Origin of the sequence: Actinomyces israelii DSM 43320, from assembly GCF_000711965.1 — a bacterium.
Lineage (GTDB): Bacteria > Actinomycetota > Actinomycetes > Actinomycetales > Actinomycetaceae > Actinomyces > Actinomyces israelii.
In genome coordinates this window covers 6088-29022 of record NZ_JONS01000003.1, presented here as the reverse complement: position 1 = coordinate 29022, position 22935 = coordinate 6088, and the positions used below count along the sequence as shown (strand labels likewise).

The window sequence follows — 22935 nt, the reverse complement described above, 5'->3', positions numbered from 1 at the left end:
GATCCCCCTGACCCTGAACGGGCGCACTCCGCCCCTCGTCCCGGGGGGCGTCTACGTCATCACGGGTGGAACCGGGGGAGTCGGTCGGCACGTCACCGAGTGGGTGACTCGAGCAGGGGGTCTCGCCGTCGTCGTGTCCAGGTCGGGCGCGCCGACGGACTGGTTGTCCACATTCGGCGGGGCGGTGACGTCGGTGGTCGCCGACCTCGGTGATCGTGACGGCGTCGTGCGGGCCTTGGCGAAGGCGCGGGAGCTGGGGCCGGTGCGTGGTGTGATCCACGCGGCGGGCGTCCTGCACGATTCGTTGGTCTGGGAGAAGTCCGCCGCCGACATCACCGAGGTGGTGACGACGAAGGCGTGTGCCGGGCTGTGGCTCGACGAGGCGACGGCCGACGACCCCCTCGACTTCTTCGTCGCCTTCTCGGCGGTGGCTGGATTGCGCGGCAACCTGGGCCAGTCCGACTACGCCTATGCGAACCGGGTGTTGGATGCGCTGATCCAATGGCGTGCCGACCATTCGGACCATCCTGGTGCCTCGTTCTCGATCGCTTGGCCGCTGTGGGCGGATGGCGGGATGCGTCCAGGGCCCGCCGCAGAGCGATACATGCGTCGTACGGGTGGGCTCTCGTCGCTTGAGACCGGCGAGGGGTTGGCCGTCCTCGGTAGCCTCCTCGACGCCGCGCCGAACCCCACCATCGCCATTCTCAAGGGTGATCGTCGCAAGATCTCCGATCGTTTCATGGAACTGCCGGGCGAAAACGCCCCCGAGCGACCGACGGCGGTACGGAGCGCTGGGTCAGCCGCCATTGCCGAGTCGGTGGAGCATGACGTGGCTCGGGCGATTGTGACGACCATGCGTGTTCCGCTCGACCAGATCGACCGTTCTTCCGAGTTCGTGGAGTTCGGTTTCGACTCGATCACCTTCACCGAACTGGCGTCCTGGCTGAACGAACGCTGGGCGCTGGAGCTGTTGCCGTCCGTGTTCTACGACCACGCCACAGTCGGATCCTTCGTGGACTTCGTCGGTGGATGCTTCGGTGACGAGATCGCCGACCACCGAGGCTGGCGTGGTGTCGAACCTGTCCACACGGTCCAGACGAACGACCTGGTCCACACGAATGGAGAGACATTCACCCAGCCCGCCCCGGCAGCGCTGGACGTGGCCCGCCCATCTGCGCCGGAGGCAGCCACCGCCGACGAGCCCATCGCCGTGGTGGGTCTGGCGGGACGATTCCCGGGCGGTGACATAGAGTCGTTCTGGGAATCGCTGCGCTCTGGGCGAGTCCTGACCAGTGAGGTCCCGGCTTGGCGCTGGGACTGGCGTGCTTGGCACGGCGCAACGGGTTCGGGACATCGGACCGACGTCCGCTTCGGTGGCTTCATCGAAGGAGTCGAGAACTTCGACTGCCAGTTCTTCGGTATATCGCCCGCCGAGGCGGACCTGATGGATCCCCAGCAGCGGCTGTTCCTCGAAGCGGTGTGGTCCGCCGTGGAGGATTCCGGTCACCGAATCAGCGAGCTCGCGGGCACGAATGCCAGTCTGTTCGTGGGTGTCGGAGGATCGGACTACGCCGAGCTCCTTCGGGCGGACGGGGTGGGCATGATGGCCCATGCGGCCACGGGCTCCGCGCATTCCGTCCTCGCGAACCGGGTGTCCTATCTGTTCGATCTTCGTGGGGCCTCCGAGCCGATCGACACGGCTTGCTCCGCCTCGCTGGTGGCGATCCACCGGGCGGTGCAGGCGCTGCGCAACCGTGACTCGGATGTGGCAATCGCGGGCGGGGTCAACGTCTTGTGCTCCCCAACGGGATTCGTGGCGTTCTCCGAGGCGGGGATGTTGTCACCGGACGGGCTGTGCAAGGCGTTCGACGAGCACGCCGATGGCTACGTCCGTGGCGAAGGGGTGGGGGCCGTCGTCCTGAAGCGGCTGTCCCAGGCGCGCGCTGACCACGACCACATCTACGGTCTCGTGGTGGGCACCGCGGTCGGGCACGGTGGCCGCGGCGTCTCGCTGACGGCGCCCTCCGCGCGGTCCCAGTCCGAGGTGATCGACGCCGCCTGGCGCGATGCTGGAGTTCCGATCACCACTGCGGACTACATCGAGAGCCACGGGACTGGCACACGCCTCGGCGATCCTGTCGAGATCGAAGGCCTCGACCATGCCTTCCGACAGCACGACCACGATTTCTCCAAACACTGCGCAATCGGATCGGTGAAGGCGAACGTTGGTCATCTGGAAACGGCAGCCGGCATCGCGTCCTTGGCCAAGGTGCTTCTCTCCCTGCGCGACGACACGATCGCCCCACACCCCACTCTCGAGACGGTGTCGCCGCTGTTGAGGCTCGACTCGACTGCCTTCACGATCCCGACGCGTCTGCAGCCTTGGCCCTCGCACGAGGATGGGATCCCCCGGCGGGCCGGCATCAACTCGTTCGGATATGGCGGTGTCAATGCCCACATCGTCGTCGAGGAACCCCCGACGCGGGTCGCCACCCGCACGTCGTCCCACGCCGAGGTCGTGACGCTCAGTGCCAAGGATGCCGATCGGCTCCGCCGCTACGCGCAAAGCGTTCGTGAGCACATCGCGGCCCACCCCGAGCTCTCGCTCACCGACCTCGCCCGCACGCTGCAGGAGGGGCGCGAGCCGATGCCCGAACGGTTGGCGATCGTCGCGTCCGACCTCGAGCAGGTGGGGACTGCCCTGGACTCCTTCCTGGCCGATGACCTGGTCCCAGGCGTCCATCGTGGCACCGTGGGACGTGAGGACTCGTTGGCCAAGCGGCTCTCGGCGAGCGGATCAAGCACGGTTCTGGTCGACCACCTCGTGGCCAGCGGCGCGTGGGATGACCTCGCCTCGTGCTGGACGCACGGTCTGGACGTCGACTGGGCCGATGCGCAGCTCGACCACGACTTCCAGCGAGTGTCGCTGCCCACCTATCCCTTCGCCGCTGAGCGTCACTGGCTACCGGGACCTTTGGCCGTTCCGCCTTGCGAGGAGCAGCCCGCGGTCTCGTGGCTGCGACCAGTGTGGAGGCCGGCCGCCAGCGGCCGCATCGCTGTCAAAGGCGACGTCCTCGTGGTCATCGGTGGTGAGGAGTGGCCGGTGGAGGCCGACCAGTGGCGCACCGTGGTGCGGATCCCCGGGAACGGGCCACACGGCACCGAGTCGATCCCCAGCAGCGGCACCATCGACGTGCTCGACCTGTCTGCGCTGGATGGGACGCACCCTGCCGAAGAGCCGGACCCAGTGGACACGCTCGTGCAGCTGTCCGCGTTCTTCGTCTCCTTGAGTGGCCGACGGGATCTCTCCGAGTTGCGCTTCGTCCGCACCCACGCGCGTCGCGGCGGGGGCGCCGATCCGGCCAACGCGGCGATCGCCGCATTCCTGCGGTCGTTCGCGCAGGAGGAACCGAAGTTCCGCGCGAGGACCGTGGAGGTGTCGGATGCTTGGCAGATCGCTGATCTGCTGGAGGAGTTCGGTGAGCGGGATGGCTTCGAGGTCCGACGGGACGGCCAACGTCGGTCGACGAGGTGCTTGGTCCAGGACTCGTCCGTGGCCAGCTCTGGCTCTGGTCTCAACGCGGCAACGTTCCGTCGAGGCGGCGTCTACGTCATCACCGGTGGGGGGCGGGGCCTTGGCGCCCATGTGGCGCGGCACGTTGCCGAGACGCCTCAGGCCCATCTGGTGCTGATGGCACGGTCGTCGCTTCCTGAGGACGGACTGCTCGACTCGATTCGTGCGCTGGGCGCAACGGTGGAGTATGCGAGTTGCGACGTCTGCGAAGCGTCCGCCGTCACGGCGCTCATGGAGGAGGTCATCGCACGCCATGGACGCATCGACGGGGTGATCCACTGCGCCGGAACGCTGCGCGATGGATTCGTTCGCAACCTCGATCGGGCGGACATCGAGGCAGTGCTGGGCCCGAAGGTGGAAGGCACCCGCAACATCGACCTCGCCACTCGCGGGGCTGGAAGGGAATTCCTACTGCTGTTCTCGTCCTCAGTGGGCGTCGTCGGGAATGCGGGACAAAGCAACTACGCCTATGCGAACGCCTTCCTCGCCCACTACGCCCAGCAACGACGCGCCGAGGGCGATCGAACGGTGCGGGTCGTCCATTGGCCGTTGTGGGCGGGCGGGGGCATGGGAGTCGACGCCGCTCGTATGCAGGATCTGGCGCGCCTAGGCGGCGAGCGGCTGCCGGTCACCGCGGGTCTCGGCGCGCTCACGGGGGCCCTCATCAGCGACGAACCCGAGCTCCTGTGTGCGTACGGAACACCCACCTTGTACGCGACGCTCGTGGACCTCTTCGACTCGCCAGACCGCGCGTGGACGCAACGGGATACCCCGAGCGTCGGGGTCGGGGGCACCAGCACGCCGCCTCTCCCGATCGAGTCGCCGGCCCCGGACCCTCGACCGGATCCGCCTGCGAACTCGGGAGCAATTGCCGCTGGGGTGGGGCCCGCCGAGAGCGCGAGCGACACCGCCGAGCGGCTGCTCCGGGCCATCCTCTCCCAGGAAATGCGGCTTGCGCCGGAGAACATCGCACCGGGCGTACCCTTGGCCGAACTGGGCATGGACTCGATGGTCGTCCGCGGCCTGAACAGGGGTTTGATGCAGGCTCTGGGGCAGGTGCCGAGCACCTTGGCCTACGAGCATCCCACGTTGGCGCAGATGGTCGACTACCTGGTCAGGTTCCATGGGGACGCCTTGGGTGCGCTGGCCAGGGAGCGACCGGCTCCAGGACAAGAGGGCATCACTCCGGCCACGAAGGGTGCCTCGTCGTCCGCGGACGATGACGTCCCTCGGCCAGAGGTCCCGGCAGGTCGGCCACTGCTCCCAGATCCTGCCCGGGCTCGGTCGGGCGACATTGCCGTCATCGGCATGGACGGGCGCTATCCGGGGGCGGACGATCTGGACGAGTTCTGGGACCTGCTGGTGGCGGGAAGGAGCGCAATTCGGGAAGTCCCCCTGGATCGGTGGGACGCCCATGCGCTCCTCGACGAGAATCCCGAGAATGCCAGGGGGGGTCGCTCGTACGGGCGGTGGGGCGGCTTCCTGGACGGGGTCGAACGGTTCGACCCGAAGTTCTTCGGCATCTCCCCGCGCGACGCGGAAACCCTCGACCCGCAGGAGCGCCTCTTCCTCGAGACGTCCTGGCACACCTTCGAGGCGGCCGGCTACCCGCCATCGCGACTGAGAACATCCCGTGATGAGGTGGGCGTCTTTGCCGGAGTGACGACATACACCAACCAGATGTGGGCCCCAGAACAGTGGGCCGCCGAGAGCGGCGTCAACCCGCAGTCGGCGTCGTGGTCACTGGCCAATCGGGTGTCCTTCATCATGGACCTCCGTGGCCCCAGCATGACGGTTGACACCGCCTGCGCCGCGTCCCTCAGCGCCGTCCACCTCGCCTGCGAGGCCTTGCGCAAGGGATCCTGCCGGATGGCGCTCGCAGGCGGCGTCAACCTCTACATGCATCCCGCGAAGTACATCACGCTGGCCCAGGCGCGGATGCTGTCTCCCACCGGGCGCTGTTCGAGCTTCGGTCAGGACGCCGATGGCTTCGTCCCCGGCGAGGGAGTCGGCGCCGTCCTGCTCAAGCCGCTGGCGGACGCACTCGAGGATGGTGACAACGTGGTCGCCGTCATCAAGGGGACCGCGACCAACCATGGTGGCCGGACCAATGGCTACACCGTTCCCAATCCCGCCGCGCAGTCGAACGTCATTCGCGCGGCCCTCGAAACCGGAGGTGTGGACCCCGGCAGCATCGGGTGCATCGAAGCCCACGGCACCGGAACCGTCTTGGGCGATCCGATCGAGCTGGCCGCGCTGAAGAACGTGGTGGGTGTCCCCGCGGGGAACCTGGGTGCGGTCTCCCTGGGTTCGGTCAAGTCGAACATCGGGCACCTGGAAGGCGCGGCGGGTATCGCTGGCTTGACCAAGGTCATCCTCGAGCTCCGGCACCAAACGCTCGTGCCGACGCTCAACTGCACGCCGGTGAACCCTCGACTGGACTTCGACGACACTCGCATCGAGCTGCAGACGGCTGCATCTGAGTGGCAGGCCCCGACCAGCATGGTCGCGGGCGAACTCGTCGAGGGGCCGCGGCGGGCGGGCATCAGCTCGTTCGGGGCCGGTGGCACCAACGTGCACGTGGTGGTCGAGGAATTCACCAGTGATGCTCCTCGAGACTCCGCTGGCCCCCAGATTGTGGTGTTGTCCGCTCGAACTCCCGAGCAGCTGAGCCGGTACTGTGCCACCCTGGCCGATCACCTTCGCGCCAGGCGAGGGACGTTGTCGGCCCGGGAGGACGACAACCGGCTCGGTCGACTCGTGACGGCTGCCGCTCGCGTGCTCGGCGTCAGCGAGGACGCGATCGACCCCGAGGCGACTCTCGGTGAGCAAGGGTTGGACATCGTCGGACTCACGACCCTGCTCACGGACGTGGGCGCCCCACGCTCCGGCTCGCTGCCCGACGTATCGCTTGACTCGAGCCTGTTGGAGCTCGTGGACGTGGCAGATCTGGGTGGCCGCCACCGAAGCGACCTCCGGCTGATCGACGTGGCCCACACGTTGCGAGTGGGCAGGGAGCCGATGGGCGAGCGCATCGGCTTCGTGGTGTCGACGCTGGTCGAGCTGCTGACCGAACTTGACGCCGTGGCGAACCGTGAGAACGCTTGGTCGACTCGCCCAACGCAGCGGCGCGGCGATCGTCCCGATGAGGCGGACGTCGAGTTGGCGATCGATCAGGAGGACTGGGCCGAACTGGCTCGTCTGTGGGTGATGGGGGCCACCATCGATTGGAGGCGCGTGCCCTTGGGGCAGGGAGCCAGGACCGTCGAGCTTCCGACCTACCCCTTCGAACGTGTCGACTGCAGATTCCCTCGAAGCCGGACCGGAGTGGTCCACCAGAGCGACGCTGCGGTGAGCGCCGTGCATGATGCTGACGAAGATCGGCGCCTCGCGCCACTGCTGGGGACGAACACGTCTTCCCTGACGGACACCCGATTCACCACCGTGCTCAGGTCTGACGAGCCCCACCTGGCGGACCACGTGGTGGTGGGGGACCCGACGCTGCCCGGTGCGGCGGTGCTGGAGATGGCGCGGGCGGGTGGGACGTTGGCGTCGGGGGAGCCCGTGCGCGCCATCTCCGACGTCCTGTGGGCACGCCCCATCCAGGCCACCGATCGGACGACCAGCGTTGACCTGTCCCTGACGGCATCGGACAATGCAATCCGTTTCGCGGTCACGGGGCATGGCGCCGATCAAGCCACCGAGTACTGCCGGGGGCGGGTCCACGTGTCCCGTCAGCCGGAAGACATGGGCGAACGCGTCGATCCGGATGCCCTCCTGCGCAGGATGCATCGGACCCTCCCGGCTGGGGACTGCTACCGCTCCTTGGACGACGCCGGTCTGCACTACGGCCCCACCTTCCGGGGTCTGCGCGAGATCCACTGTGGCAGCCAGATGGCACTCTCAAGGTGGGAGATTCCCTCTAGTGGCGGGACGGGCAACGACACCCTCGACCCAAGCATCATCGATGCGGCCTTCCAGACCGTGTTGGGCCTGTCGGACTCGGACGATGTCGGGGGCGTCTGGGTGCCCTTCGCCCTGTCTCGACTCACGTGGAGCGGGAAACTTCCCGGCAGCGGCTGGGTGCAGGTCGTGCGCTGCCCGGACGCGCGGGTGCGCAAGGTCGACATCGTCGTCACCGATGACGGCGGGAATCCCGTCGTGCGGATCGATGGCCTCACGCTCCGCCAGTTTGCGATTGCCGCGCCGGTGGTGCCAGACCACGCGCCCGGGAACTCAGTGTCGCAGGGGGATGTCGGTCACGTCGTGTTCGGGCCTGACTGGCGGAAGAAGCCGGCGTCCGGTGTGGCCCAGGTGGGTCCATCCGAGACGCGCACCCTCCTGGTGGACGCGTCGCCGCCTCTCGAACGGCTCGTTCTCGAATCTGGTGTTGCGTACCAGAACGTGGATGCCACCGGCGCCTATCACGCGCTGAGGGACGCCGTTGCGGACAGGCGGATCCAACGCCTCGTCATGGTGCACGACGGTGCATCCGCCGACGTCCGGGCCCTGGCGGCCATGGCTCGCACCGTGCGCGCGGAGCAACCGCGGCTGCGAGCCTCGGCGGTCCAGGTCGGCGACGGTGTGGCCCCGGACGCGCTCCTGAACGAGATCCGGGGTGGGGGCGACGATGCCGAGGTCCGGCTTCAGCAGTCGGATCGCGAGGTGCTGGGCTGGGCCGGGTTCATCCTGGACGAGTCCACCGATTTTCGCGCGCGCCACGACGCCTCCTACCTGATCACCGGCGGCCTGGGCGTCCTGGGCCGTCGGTTCGCGGAGTTCTTGGCCGCGCGGGGGGCGGGACGCGTCGTGCTCACCGGTCGCAGAGCATTGGACCCGCAGGCCGCCGCCTGGTTGGACTCGCTGGGGTGCGCGGCAGAGTACCGAGCGCTCGACGTCTCCGATCGAGCATCGGTTCGCGAGCTCGTTCAGACGCTTCGAGGCTCCGAGCGTCCACCACTGAGGGGGATCCTCCATGCGGCGGGCGTGCTTCGTGATGGCTTGCTCGCCATCAAGGACTCCGGAGCATGGGACGAGGTGTGTGCCCCGAAGGTCACCGGCACGGTGGTCCTGGACGAGGAGACCGCCGACATGGACCTGGACTGGTTCGGTTGCTTCTCGTCGCTGGCAGGGGCGGTCGGCAACCCCGGCCAGTGCGAGTACGCGTATGCGAACCGCTTCATGGACGCCTACATGTCCGATCGGGAGTGGCTGCGCGCGTCCGGGCAACGGTCTGGGAGGAGCCTGTCGATCGGCTGGCCCTTGTGGTCGGACGGGGGCATGGGTCTGGACGACGAGGCCGTCGCACGACTCGAGCGCACGGTCGGAACGGTCCCGATGGCCACCGAGGTCGGACAGCGCCTCTTCGGACCGCTTCTCGCCGCTGGACGACCCTGGGTGGGCGTCCTGAATGGTCATCGCGAGCGCGTCACCGAAGTCATGGGCCTGTCTGGCCGCGCGGTCGAGACGGACGACGCGGCGGCGCCCTCCCATCGCGACGTGGAGGCCCGGTTGGTCGACATCTGCGCGGACATCCTCAAGTACCCGCCCAGCGAGATCGATCCGACCGAGGACATCCACGACTACGGCCTCGATTCCATCGGGCTGATGACGCTGATGAACCGTGTGGAGGAGGCCTTCTCGACCACGGTCGACCCGGGCGAGTTCTCACAGCTCACGACTCTGGCCATGATGGCCCGCCACCTGGAGGACCGGGGAGCTGGTCGCCCTGTGGTGCCCGATCGACCCTCGGCAGCCCCACGGCCGTCGGTGGACCCGGGGAGGGACGTCGCGCAGACCCCGGAGGTTCCCCGCGACGTTGATCGGGTAGCAGTCATCGGCATGGCCGCGCGACTGCCGGGATCCCGGACGGTCGAGGAGCACTGGCGTCACTTGCAGTCGGGGGACTGTCTGGTGCGCCAGATGCCCCGAGATCGTTTCGACGTGAACCAGCTCTACAGCGCCGACCGGTCCGCGGCGGGTCGCACGTACTCCAAGCACGGTGGCTTCCTGGACGATGACATCTTCGCCTTCGACCCGGACTGGTTCGGAATCGGTGAGGAGGACGCCATGGTCATGGATCCCCACCACCGGCTCGTGCTGGAGCTGTCGGTGGAATTGCTGCACGAAGCCGGGTACCGGCCCGAGGAGTTTGCCGGCTCGAAGACCGGCGTCTACCTGGGGGGCGGCGAGAGCAACTACCTCAAGGGTCGGCTCTCGCAGCTGTCCAGTGCGATGATGCGGCGCGCTGTGGTCAACACGATCCCGAACATGGCCGCTGCTCGAGTCTCGGACTTCCTTGATCTCAGGGGCCCGTCGCAGATGATCGACACTGCCTGCTCGTCGGCGCTGGTGGCACTCCACCAGGCGTGTGCCGGCCTGCGGGCGGGGGACTGCGACACCGCGATCGTGGGCGGCGTCGAGCTCCTGACCGACGGGCAGGTGCACATTGGCTTCAGCAAGGCGGGTGCCCTGGCTGCGGACGGCGTCTGCCGGGTCTTCGACGCGGACGCTGACGGGATGGTGCCCGGCGAGGGGGCTGGTCTGGTGCTTCTCAAGCCCTACCGGGCGGCCGTCAGGGATGGGGACACCATCCACGCGGTCATACTGGGCAGTGCCGTGAACAACGACGGCCACACCATCGGGCTGACGGTCCCCGACCCCCACGGCCAGCAGGACGTCGTGGCGAGCGCGCTTGCCGCGGCTGGCGTCCGGGCCAGCGACATCTCGTACCTGGAGGCCCATGGGACCGGGACCTCGCTCGGCGATCCGATCGAGATTCAGGCCGCCTCGTGTGTCTTCACCGCGGACGGCGCGGAGCGTCAACAGTGCGGTGTGGGGTCGGTGAAGTCGAACATCGGCCACTTGCTGAGGGCGGCTGGGATTGCCGGCCTCATCAAGGTGATCCTTGCTCTTCGACATGGGCAGATCCCCCCCACCCTCAACTGTCCGAATCCGCACCCCCGATTCCGCTTCTCGGAGTCGCCCTTCTACCCGGTCAGCGAACTGGTGCCGTGGCCAGGGGATGCCGCCCATCCGCGTCGAGCGGGAGTGTCGGCCTTCGGGTTCGGGGGCACCAACGCCCACGTCGTGCTTGAGGCGGCCGACCCGGATCTTCCGACCCGCCAGCCGTTGGCGCCCCCTCGCTTCAACCGGAGGCACCTCAAGGTGGGTGACCCCGTCGGCGCGGCCAAGCCATCGGACCTGGCGGTGGGCGACCTCGAGGCGGTGCTCGACAAGATCGAAGCCGGCCAGCTGTCCCCGGAGGCGGCCGCAGTGTTGTTGGGAGCGAATCCCGCGTCCGCAGAACCATGGGAGAGGAATCCGCGAGCATGAGCGACACTCCGGACAACCGTCAGTCCGACCCTGCCGAGCCCCGCCACGAGCACTCGATCACGGCGGCCTTGGAGATGTTCGCCCGCGGGCAGCTGACCAGGGACCAGGTGGGGGAGCTGGTGAGGCGTCGGAGCCGTCCCCGGGGGGAGTCCGTCCAGCGGCGATGGGTTCATGATGAACCGTACTTGGCCGCACACGTCGTCCAAGGGCAGCAGGTGCTGCTGGGCACCACGCTTTGCTCCATGGCGGCCCAGCTTGCGTCCGAGGAATTCGGTGTGCGCAATCTCGTGCTTGTCGAGCCCGTCGTGGTTCCCCCGGGGGCGAGCGTGGACGTGGTCGTCCAGCGCGACGACGCGGATGTGAGCAAGTTGGTCGGTCGCTTCTCGATCAGCGGGGGAGCGCAGCGCGTGACTATGACGGCTGAGCTGGGGGACATGGATGACGGTGGCCGCGCAACGGAGCCGATGGTGGTTGATACGTTCACGGGGACGTCCGACCGAACGCTGTCCGCAGACGAGATCCGGGCGGTCCCGCTGCTGTCTCGCGCCCCGGTTCTCGACTGCGTCAGCCGGGTCTGGATCCGAGGCGACGAGGCCTTGGGGCGGCTGCAACTGCGCCCCGAAGCCATCGCGGCGGAGGGGGAGCTCGCGGTCCACCCTGCACTCCTCGACGGTGGTTTCGTGGTCGGCGGCACGCTCGTTGATCCCGCCGTCCTGACGCCATCGGATGGGGCGACCTGGGTGACCATGGCGGTGCGGGCCATGCGGGGAACGGGAAGCACCCTTCCGAACGCCTGCTGGTGCCGCGCCAGCTCCGTGCGGGTGACGGACCAGTTGATCACCATGGATCTTCGCTTCCATGACGACGAGGGACGGTGCGTCCTCGAGGTTGACGGCATGACGCTGCGCCGCATCGGCGGTGCGCCGACGTCGGCGCAGCCCACCGGGGCCACTGGGGCGGCCCCCGAGCCGCCCTCCAGGGTGTCGGATGCGTCGGACGCGACCGTGCGTTGCTACGTGACCGGGGTCGTGCAACGGACGCTCGGCACGGGCGAGGTTCTGGACGACCAGGTCAGCTTCATGGAGCTGGGGGCGGACTCCGCCCAGATGATTGCCATGACGGGTGTTCTGGAGGACGACCTGGGTCTCGAGTTGTACCCCACCTTGTTCTTCGAGTATCCCACCATCGCAGAGCTCAGCGCGGCCCTGGTGGCCCAGCACGGAGAGGCCCTATCCGCTCGTCTCGGAGCCTCAACGGACGCGACCCGCGACGAGCCGGCTCCGGCTCCGTCGGGGCCCGCCCCGGCCGTCGTGCCCGAGCGCAACAGGGACATTGCGATCGTCGGGATGGATGGACGCTTCCCCGGTTCGCCCGACTTGTGGACCTTCTGGGAGCACCTGCGTGCCAGCGACGACCTGATCACCGAGGTTCCGGCCGAACGGTGGAACTGGCGCGACTGGTACAGCCCCGAGCCGGGGGCCCCGAACCGGTCCCGGTCGCGATGGGGCGGCTTCATCGAGGCGGACAAGTTCGACGCGGGGTTCTTCGGAGTCGCGCCTCGCGAGGCGTTGTGGCTGGACCCGCAGCTGCGTGTCCTGCTGGAAGTCGTCCATGGCACCCTTCAGGACGCCGGATGCGCCGACCTGTTGCGGGGGACCACCACCGGTTTCTACCTTGGGGTCGCCTTCCACGAGTACTGGGACGAGATCCTCAGATCGGGCGTGGAGTTCACGGACTACCAAGCGGTGTCGTGCGTGCCGTCGGCGCTGTCGGGGCGTCTGTCGTACATCTTCGACTTCCGGGGGCCAAGCGTCCCGGTCGACAACGCGTGTGCCTCTTCCCTGACCGCCTTGCATCTCGCGGTGGCCTCCCTCCGCGCCGGAGAGTGTCGGCAGGCGGTGGTGGCGGGGACGAACCTGCTCATCAGCCCCCTGCACTACGTGTACACCAGCAGGGTCGGGGCACTGTCACCGACGGGCCGTTGCCGTTCCTTCGACGCCGCCGCCGACGGCTACGTCCCCGGCGAGGGGGTCGCCTCAGTCCTGCTCAAGCCCCTCGATCTGGCGCTCGCGGACGGTGACAGGATCCATGCGGTGATCAAGGGGACGGCCACGAATCACAACGGAAGGGCGAACAGCCCGACTGCACCGTCCCCGGAAGCCCAGGTGGCCGTGCTCCGCGAAGCGTGGGCCGATGCCGGTGTCGACCCGAGCACTCTCGGGTATGTCGAGGCGCACGGGACGGGAACCCTCCTAGGGGACCCCATCGAGACCAAGTCGCTCGTGACGGCACGCCGCGAGGTCGCAGGCGAAGACTCATCATTCGACTGCGTGATCGGCTCGGTCAAGTCGCATGTCGGTCACCTCGAGGCGTGCGCGGGTCTCGCCGGGCTGATCAAGGTGATCCTCTCTATGCAACACGGTGAGATTCCTGCCATGCCGAACCATTCGACGCAGAACCCCTATCTCGAGATCGAGGGCTCCGGCTTCCGGATCAACGACCATCTGGAGGAATGGCCGCGTCGGACCGGCACGCCTCGACGCGCGGGGGTCAGCTCTTTCGGCATGTCGGGCAGCAACACGCACATCGTCGTGGAGGAGTACAGCCATCCCGGAGAGGTCGATCGGGCGGGAGCCCTCATCCTGCCGCTCTCCGCCAGGACCGAGCCGCAACTGCGCGAGATGGCTGGTCTCTTGGCCGATCACCTGGCCAAGCGGCGGTCGACCGTTTCCGACACCGCCCACACCCTCCAGACGGGTCGGGCGACCATGGCGTCGAGGGCGGCGTTCGTGGTCGTGGACGTCAACGATGCGGTGACGCAACTCGAGGCATTTGCACGCGGCGGTCAGTTTCCTGCCCACGCGGCCGGGGCCGACCCGAGGCACGATGCGGCGCGTCGGTTTGAGGAGGGGGAGTCCGTCGAATGGAACGCCCTGGGCCCCTCCGGCGGGGTCACCAGCCTGCCCCCCTACCCGTTCGCTCGTGATCGTTACTGGTTCACAGATGTCCTGGGGGACTCGACGCGGTCGGCCACAGCCACGTCCCGCGCCAGCGTCGTTCGTGAGGACGACGAGGTCCACTACCGCATCCATCTGACGCGCCAAGACTTCGTCGTGCGTGACCACGTGGTCAAGGGAGACAACGTCGTTCCGGGCGCGGCACACCTGGACCTTGCGCTGCGCGCCAGCGAGGCCGGCTTCCCCGAGCTGCGGGCCGACACCATATCGGACGTGACCTGGGCGGCGCCGATCATGGCATCCGAGGGTGCTGAGGTGCACGTGGTCGTCCGCAAGGAGTCGGACACCCGTGCCTCGTTCACCATCGGATGCCTCGAAGGAGACAACGAGAAGGTGTGTTCGAGCGGGCGTCTCGAGTATGGCTCAGGGCGCGGGACGCAGGAATTCCTCGACGTCTCGTCGGTCATACAGCACTGCCCCGACCTCCGACTTGGTGAGGAATGCTACGACGAGTTCAGCCGGACCGGACTGGCCTATGGCCCATCGTTCCGCTCGATCACCCGTCTCCACGGTGGTGATGGTCAGGCCTTGGCCCGTCTCGAACTCTCCGATGACCTTCGTGACAGCGTGCATGACTGGCTGCTCCACCCGTCCTTGCTGGACGCCGCGCTGCAGACGATCAGCGGTGTGGTGGTCGGTTCGGAAGCGCCGGTCGAGGAGACCGTGCGTCCGCTCTACCTACCGTTCCGGATCGGCCGGATCGAGCGGTACGCAGCGTTGGACGACCGGATGTGGGTGCGCGCCCAGCGGTCCACGTCCGCCGCCCGCTCCGATCAGATTCGGTTCGACCTCGACATCGCGGACGACCAAGGTCGCGTCCTCATTGTCATTCGGGACTTCGAGCTGAGGCGGGTGGGCGTTGGAGTCGTGGGGTTGGTCGAGGACTGGGTGGACTGCGCCAGCCCTGTCGCAGGGCACTTGGCGGGGCAGACGGTCCTCGTCGTCGGCGAGGGGCGCCAGGACGAGGTGGTACGGCGGGTGACCAGCGCCGGGGGCGAGGTGGCGCAGGTGGTGCTCCCGGACGCGGCTGCTGACGCCTACGCCGCTTCAGCCCGAGCATCGCAGGAGCCAGACTTGGTGCTGTGGATGGGTGGATCCAACCGCCGTTGCGTGATGGATCTGACCGCGTTGGTTGGCGCCGTTCACAGGGCCGCCGGCACGCTCAGACTCGTGTTCCTGGGTGCGCAGGAGCAGTCCATCATGAGCATGTGGGACAAGCCCGTCGGCGCCTGGGCGCACAGTGTCGCGCTGGAATGGTCGGGCTTCTCCGCTCGAGTGGTCATGGCGACCGATCCGGTCGCGGCATTGGCCGGGGAGCTGGCCGCCGCGGTGACCACGTCCGGCGTCCAGGAAGTTCGTGTGGGCCCCGAGGGGTGCCGATCACCGAGGATTCGCGAGATTCCGCTTGATTGGACGCTCCACGAGACTCCGATCCTGGCTGGGAAGGTGTATTTGGTCTCCGGTGGAACAGGTGGCATCGGTCGGCACCTTGTCGACTGGATTGTCGCCGCCGGCGGGCACGCCGTGGTTCTCTCGCGCTCCGGTGCCTCCCCCGAATGGCTGGCCCGGTTCGCTGGGCCGGTGACCTCGATCAAGGTCGACGTCACGGATCGCGGTGCCTTGGCCGAGGCCCTCGCGCACGCCCGGACCCTGGGGCCAATCCGAGGAGTGTTGCACGCGGCGGGCGTCCTGAACGACTCGCTGACCTGGGAGAAGTCGCCCGGGGATGTCGAGGACGTGGTCGCCGCCAAGGCGGTTGGGGCTGCCTGCCTCGACGAACTGACGTCCGACGATCCTCTGGACTTCTTCGTGGTGTTCTCGTCAGTGGCGGGGCTCAGGGGCAACCTTGGTCAGTCGGACTACGCATATGCCAACCGGGCCGTCGACGAACTCATGGTCTGGCGGTCGCGGCACGCGGGCCGCCCCGGGACTTCATTATCGATCGAGTGGCCGCTGTGGAAGGACGGCGGAATGCGGATCGACCCTGCCACTGAGCGATTCATGCGCCAGACCGGTGGTCTGAGCCCGCTGGGAACGGGGGAGGGCCTCACCATCCTCGCCAACCTCATCCACGACGTGCCTCACCCGGTGATCTCGATCGTCAAGGGAGATCACTCCAAGATCGCCGGACGGTTCTTCGCCGACCAGACCGCCAGGTTGCCGGACGGGGACGTCCGAACCCAGGACGGACCCGGCGGCACGGTTCGGAAGGGCCACCCTGCCGACCGACCGGGCAACGTCGATCAGGTGGCGCAGCCGGCGCACGACGCGGAGACGGACCGCGTCAGGTACCTGCTGGGAAGCGACCTCGCGCGCGGTGTGGCCACCACCCTGGGTCTGGCGGACCAAGACGTCGACCTGGGGGCAGAACTGGTCGAGTTCGGCTTCGATTCGATCACGTTCACCGAGTTGGCCTCCTGGCTCAATAACCTGTGGGGCCTCGAGCTGCTGCCGTCGGTCTTCTACGACCACACCACGCTGAGATCGCTCGTGGACTTCGTCGCGGACGAGTTCGGCAGTGAGGTCGCGACGCAGCGCGGCTGGGCCGTCTCCGTCCCCGAGACGCCTGGGACCAAGCCGGACGCTCCCAGCGTGCCTGCCGAGCCCACGGACCCGGACCCTGCTGAGAAGGGTTCACAGCGGACGTCGGATCGCGATGACGCACACCCATTGGCCACCGCTACCCCGCAGGTGGCGGCCACGATTCGGACCGACGAGAGTGACGATGCCCCCGAACCCATCGCGATCGTGGGTATGGCTGGTCTCTTCCCGGGTGGGGACACCGAGGAGTTCTGGCGACGCGTGCGCGCCGGTGAGGTCATGACCGGAGAGGTGCCAGCGTGGCGTTGGGACTGGCGCGAATGGCAGAGCTCCGGCGACGACGAAGCCAATGGTGTGAGGTTCGGTGGCTTCGCGCCGGGGGTCGAGAACTTCGACTGCCAATTCTTTGGGGTCTCGCCGGGTGAGGCCGAGCTGATGGATCCCCAGCAGCGTATCTTCATGCAGACCGTGTGGGCTGCGGTCGAGGACTCTGGACACCGAATGAGTGAATTCGCCCGGACCAACATGTGTCTGTTTGTGGGCGTGGGCGGCTCCGACTACTCCGAGCTGTTGCGGGCCTCTGGGGCGGGTGTGGGGGCACACACCGCCACCGGGTCTGCGCACTCGCTGCTCGCCAATCGCATCTCGTTCCTCTATGACCTGCGTGGCACCTCCGAGCCCATCGACACCGCCTGCTCGGCGTCCCTGGTGGCCATGCACCGTGCCGTCCAAGCGCTGCGTGCTCATGAGTCGGACGCTGCCATTGCCGGCGGCGTCAATGCCTTGTGCTCTCCCACCGGGTTCATCGCGTTCTCGCAGGCCGGCATGCTCGCGTCCGACGGCGTCTGCAAGCCCTTCAGCGCCGACGCTGACGGGTACGTCCGAGGGGAGGGGGTCGGGGCCGTCGTCCTCAAGCGTTTGTCCGACGCCGAAGCGGATCACGACCACATCTACGCTCTGATCCGGGGCTCGGCGATCGGCCATGGGGGACGGGGCGTCTCACTGACCGCTCCATCGGCGCAGTCCCAGGCCGACATCATCGAGGCCGCGTGGGACCAAGCCGATGTCTCCATCACCGGCGCCGACTACATCGAGACTCACGGCACTGGCACCCGGCTTGGCGATCCTGTCGAGATCAAAGGTCTGGTTGAGGCCTTCAATCGGCATCACGCGGCGCCAGGGACAGGTTGTGCCCTCGGTTCGGTGAAGGCCAATGTGGGTCACCTTGAGACGGCCGCCGGCATGGCGTCCCTCACGAAGGTGCTCCTGTCGTTGAGGGACGGGGTCATCGCACCGCAGTCCAACCTTCGTGCCGTGTCGCCACTTCTGAACCTGGGTCCGACCCCGTTCTCGATCTCGAGCGAGATCCGACCTTGGCCCACCCACGCCGATGGATTGCCTCGACGAGCGGGCATCAGTTCCTTCGGGTACGGCGGCATCAACGCCCACATCGTTCTCGAGGAGCACCGGCAGCCCGTTCCGGCGGTCTCGTCCGGCCGTCCCCAGGTCGTGACGCTCAGCGCCAAGACCATGGACGCGCTGGAACGTCAAGGTCGCGCGCTGCTCGCGCATCTGGAACGCAACCGCCGCAGTGTGCCCGTCGAAACGCAGACACGCCTCAAGGAGGTCTCGCGACTGGTGGCCGACATCGCGCAGGTCGATCCGTCCGACATCGACACCCACGAGGATCTTGGCGAGATCGGTCTGGATCCGGTGGACATGGCGACCCTGCGCACCCGAGTGTCGGACAAGTACCAGATTCCTGGTGACCTGGTGATCGCGGGGCGTTGCAGGACGGTGAGCGAGTTCGTGGACGTCATCGGCAGCGGGCTGGGCGCTGACTCGGCGTTGGCTGAACTGACGCGGGCGCCCGTCGACTTCGATGGCCTCGCCTACACCCTGCAGACCGGTCGCGAACCATTCGCGCACCGTCTGGCCATCGTGGCCGGCAGCGTTGAGGAACTCCACGACCTCTTGGGGAGACACCTGGACGGCGAGAGGTCCCTCCCGGGCGTCTGGACGGGGGACGTCTCAGCGGTGCAGGACCTCACCGGGCTGTTGTTGACCGGGGCCGAGGGCGATGCCTATCAGCGCGAACTGCGGGAATCGCACACCCCGGACAAGCTGGCGCGGCTCTGGGTCGGGGGCATCAACCTCGACTGGGACCGTCTGTGGGACGGGGCGCGCCCCTTGCGGGTGTCGCTGCCCACCTACCCGTTCGAGCCCCGCAGGTGTTGGTTAGACGCAACCATCCACCGGGTCGACCTCGAACCTCGTGGCAAGTATGCGCGGCCTGGGGCGAGCCACACTGCGTCCCAACCCGAGCCGCCCACGCCGAAGCCAGCACCGTCGGACGTCGTCACCGATCGCCGAGAGGAGGCCCCTCGCCGGACCACGTTGGCGCGCGTCCAGCGGTTGCTTGCGCGCGTGCTCGGGTGGGATTCCTCCGAGATCCACCCCGAGGCGACCTTCGAGGAACTGGGATTCACCTCGGTCCTCGTGAAGGAGGCCAACGAGGCGTTCGCCGCTGAGTTCGGTGCCCTCCCCGCCACCGTGCTGTTCGAGTTCAAGACCGCCGGGGCGCTCGCGGACTACGTCGACCGCCATCTGGTCCCAGTCCACGCCGAGGTCGATGAGGACGTACGTGAAGACACCGTCAAGGGCAGTGGTGACCCGGCGTCCGAGGCCGCGACGATGTCCCAGCGCCCACCGCTGGGCGAGGATCGACGACCGCTCGCCATCGTGGGGATGAGCGGACGATATCCGATGGCCGACGACCTGTCGGAGTTCTGGACGAACTTGGTCGACGGCAGGGACTGTGTCAGCCCCATCCCTGCAGACCGTCCCGGCTGGGAGAAGTACGAGGAGGTGGCGCGCCAGAGACTGGGGGAGGAGTCGTACCCCAGCTGGGGCGGTTTCATCGATGGGTATGACGCCTTCGAGCCCGAGTTCTTCAACATCTCTCCCCTCGAAGCGCGTTTCCTGGATCCCCAGGAGCGCCTGTTCATCGAGACAGCATGGCAGTGCATCGAGGATTCGGGCCACACACCAGAGACGATCACGCGCGGGGCCGCGGGTGATTCCAGGGGGCGCGTCGGCGTCTTCGTCGGGGCGACGTACAACAACTACCAGATGTACGCCGCCTCCCAGCTGGAGCACGGCGACTGGCTCCCCGTCAACTCGCAGACGTTCTCGCTGGCGAACCGCGTTTCGTATCTCATGAACTTCGCGGGGCCCAGCCTCACCGTGGACACGGCATGCTCGTCCTCGCTCAGCGCCATCCACCTGGCGTGCGCGGCGATCCGGCGGAAGGAATGCGACGCCGCGATCGCGGGGGGAGTGAACCTCACCCTGCATCCGTCGAAGTACGTCACGCTTGCGGAGTCTGGCTTCATCGCGGGCGATGGGCGCTGCCACTCGTTCGGCGAGGGCGGCGATGGCTACGTGCCGGCAGAGGGCGTCGGGGCGGTACTGATCAAGCCCCTCTCGCAGGCGCTCGAGGACGGTGACCACGTATACGCGACGATCCTGGGGAGTGCCATTAACCATGATGGTCACACGTTCGGGTACAGTGTGCCCAACCCCGTCGCTCAGACCGAGGTGATCTCGGCGGCGTTGGCTGATGCGTCGGTGACCAGCGACACCATCAGTTACGTGGAGGCGCACGGCACGGGGACCAGCCTTGGTGATCCGCTGGAGATCAGGGGTCTGGTCGGAGCCTTGGGGGACGCCAACGACAGGCCGTCCCGCTGTGCGATCGGTTCCGTCAAGTCGAACATCGGTCATGCCGAGGCGGCTGCGGGAATCGCTCAGATGCACAAGGTCGTCCTGCAGTTGACCCACGCGCAGATGGTTCCGACGCTGATCCACTCGGACAATCTGAACCCGAACATCGACTTCGACAGTGCAGGTTTCACGGTGCAGCGCTCACTGGGACCATGGCCAATTGCGGGGAGAGGCGGCCGCAGACGGGCCGGGGTGAGCTCCTTCGGGGCCGGCGGCGTCAACGTCCACGTGATCGTCGAGGGGGCGCCCAAGCCAGTGGAGGACCGACGGCTGCGGGGCGACGGCCCCGTGGTTCTCGTCCTGTCAGCCAGGACCCCGTCTGCGCTGAGGAGTGCAGCATCGAGGTTGGCCGAGCATCTCAGGGGCGTGGGGCCGAGCGAGGGGGATCTCTCGTCGATCGCCTGGACCCTCCAGGACGGTCGGCGATCGCTGAAGCACAGGCTCGCCCTCCTGGCGAGCGACCCCAAGGCAGCCGCCGAGACTCTGGAGAGCTTCGCCCGGGAGGGCCGGGAGTCCAATGATCTTCGGGTCACCGAGGTTGGGTCCCCCCGCTCAGGTGCCGGGGACGGGGGACCGCGCGATCCTGACACGGACCGAGGGGAGTCGGCGCGGGGCCTCGCGAGCGACCTGGCCGGGCGGTGGCTCCGTGGAGAGGAACCTGACTGGCGTCAGCTCTACCCCCACGGAACGCCCGGGCGGGTGCCGTTGCCGACCTACCCTTTCGAGCGCGTGTCGTACTGGATCGTCGATCCCTTCGATGCGTCACGGCCGAGCGGCTCCGAGCCGACCGCCCCCGCGCCGCTGGCGCCTCATGCCGAGGCTGTGAGCGCCCCCGGTGCATCGTCCGATATCGGCACTGGGCTCAAGGGCGAGCTGTCGGACGCCACCGAGGGCGAGCGCGGTCAGATCCTGACCGTGTACCTCGGCGAGAAGGTCGCCGAACTGCTCGAGATGCCGGATCCTTCCCGCGTGGATGGTCGCAGCGGCTTCTTCGAGATGGGAATGGATTCCGTGCTCGCCACGAGGCTGGTGAACCAGGTCGAGCTGGACCTTGGCATCGTCCTGCATGCGAATGCCATGTTCGACCATCCAACGATCGAGGAGCTGGCAGCGGAGCTCTCCCGGACGTGGTCGAGCGCCACGGCTCCGTTGGAGGAGGGGCGGGATGAGCTCGTGGACGACTCGGCTCTGGAGCGCGTCATCTACACCGCGAACTGGGTGACGTCGGAGGTCGCGGCCCCCAACCACGATCTGCCCACGGGACCGCTGGTCATCCTTGACGCGGATGACGCAGTGCGAGAGTACATCCTTGCGCGTGGGATGTGGCCGGGTCAGCCGGTGGTCCTCGTCCTTGCCGGGAACTCATATGCGCGATGTGACCAGTCCACCTTCAGGATCGGGCGCGACGAGCCGGACGATCTTCGACGGCTCTTCGACGATCTGGGGACGATGCCCGACGTCATTCTCGACCTCCGCCCCACCAGGACGGTCCACGCCGATGGCGCGGAGGGGGAATGTTCGTTCCCCGCATTCCACCTGGTGCAGGCCGTCGTCAGGTCTCGCCCCACTCGCCCTGTGGACATCGTCTACGCCCACGTGTTCGATGGCACGCCTGATCCCGTCCATGAGGGGTTCGGTGGCTTTGGTCGTGCGGTCAGGCACGAGAGTCCCAACGTGGTGGTTCGCACGCTGGGTCTGGACACCGCTCATGTGGACGATCGCGTCTCGTTCATCGCCGAGGCCTGCCTGCGTGAACTCGGTGGTGACTCAGCCGAGCACGAGGTCCGGTACCGTTGGGGGCAGCGGTGGACACGGTCGCTCAGGCAGACGAACGTGGCCGAATCATCGTCGCCAGAGATCCGCCTCGATGGGGGCGGCACCTGCGTTATCACCGGAGGAGCAGGTGGCCTGGGGCGGATCGTTGCCCGGCACTTGGTCAACCTTGGCGTCAAGCGATTGGTCCTGACCGGCAGGTCAGCTCAGGACGGGCGCCACGTCACCCAGATCGAGGAACTGCGGCGGCTGGGAGCCGAGGCCAGCTACGAGTCCATCGACGTGACCGACCGAGCGGCGGTGTCCTCGCTCATGCAGTCGGTTCGGAACCGGGGGCCCATCACCGGTGTCATCCATGCGGCCGGCGTCTTGGACGACGGGATGCTCCTGACGCGGACCGCACAGCAGATGCACACGGTGATCGATCCCAAATTGGCCGGTGCACTCAACCTCGACGCGGCCACGTCGGAGGATCGGCTCGACTTCTTCGTGGTCTTCTCGTCGATGGCGTCCGTGGGTGGAAATCCCGGACAGACTGACTACGCCTTCGCCAACCGGTTCCTGGGTTCATTCGCTGCTGCTCGCGAGGAACTCCGGATCGACGGTCGACGCCATGGGCTCAGCCGTGCCCTCATTTGGCCGACATGGCGCGATGGCGGCATGGAGCTGGACGAGCAAACCCGCGAAACGATGCGAAGGCGGTTGGGCGTCGCTCAGCTCACCACCGGATTGGGCCTGAGGACCTTCGACGTCGCACTCGCCGGGGATGCGGCCGAGGTCGGCGTCGTGGTCGCCGACATGGAACAGTTGTCGGCCCTGTTGCCCATCGAGCGGGCCCAAGAGACGCCACCGAGCCAAGCACAGTCCGAACTCGCCAAATTGCTCGATGAGTTGGACTCAGGTTGGTGA

General features: G+C 67.6%; 2 protein-coding genes (1 of these 2 only partly in view). Both read left to right on the top strand.

Going from position 1 to position 22935, the window contains the following annotated elements:
• On the top strand, positions 1 to 10909 hold the 3' portion of the coding sequence (locus O145_RS02130) for an SDR family NAD(P)-dependent oxidoreductase (RefSeq protein WP_043559110.1). Its footprint begins 638 nt before the window's first position; 10909 of the gene's 11547 nt are visible here — the last part of the coding sequence; its start codon lies off the left edge, out of view; it ends in the stop codon at positions 10907 to 10909.
• Positions 10906 to 22935, top strand: coding sequence for an SDR family NAD(P)-dependent oxidoreductase (locus tag O145_RS02125; protein WP_043559107.1), 12030 nt, complete (start codon positions 10906 to 10908; stop codon positions 22933 to 22935). Before O145_RS02130 ends, O145_RS02125 begins: the two co-directional genes overlap by 4 nt.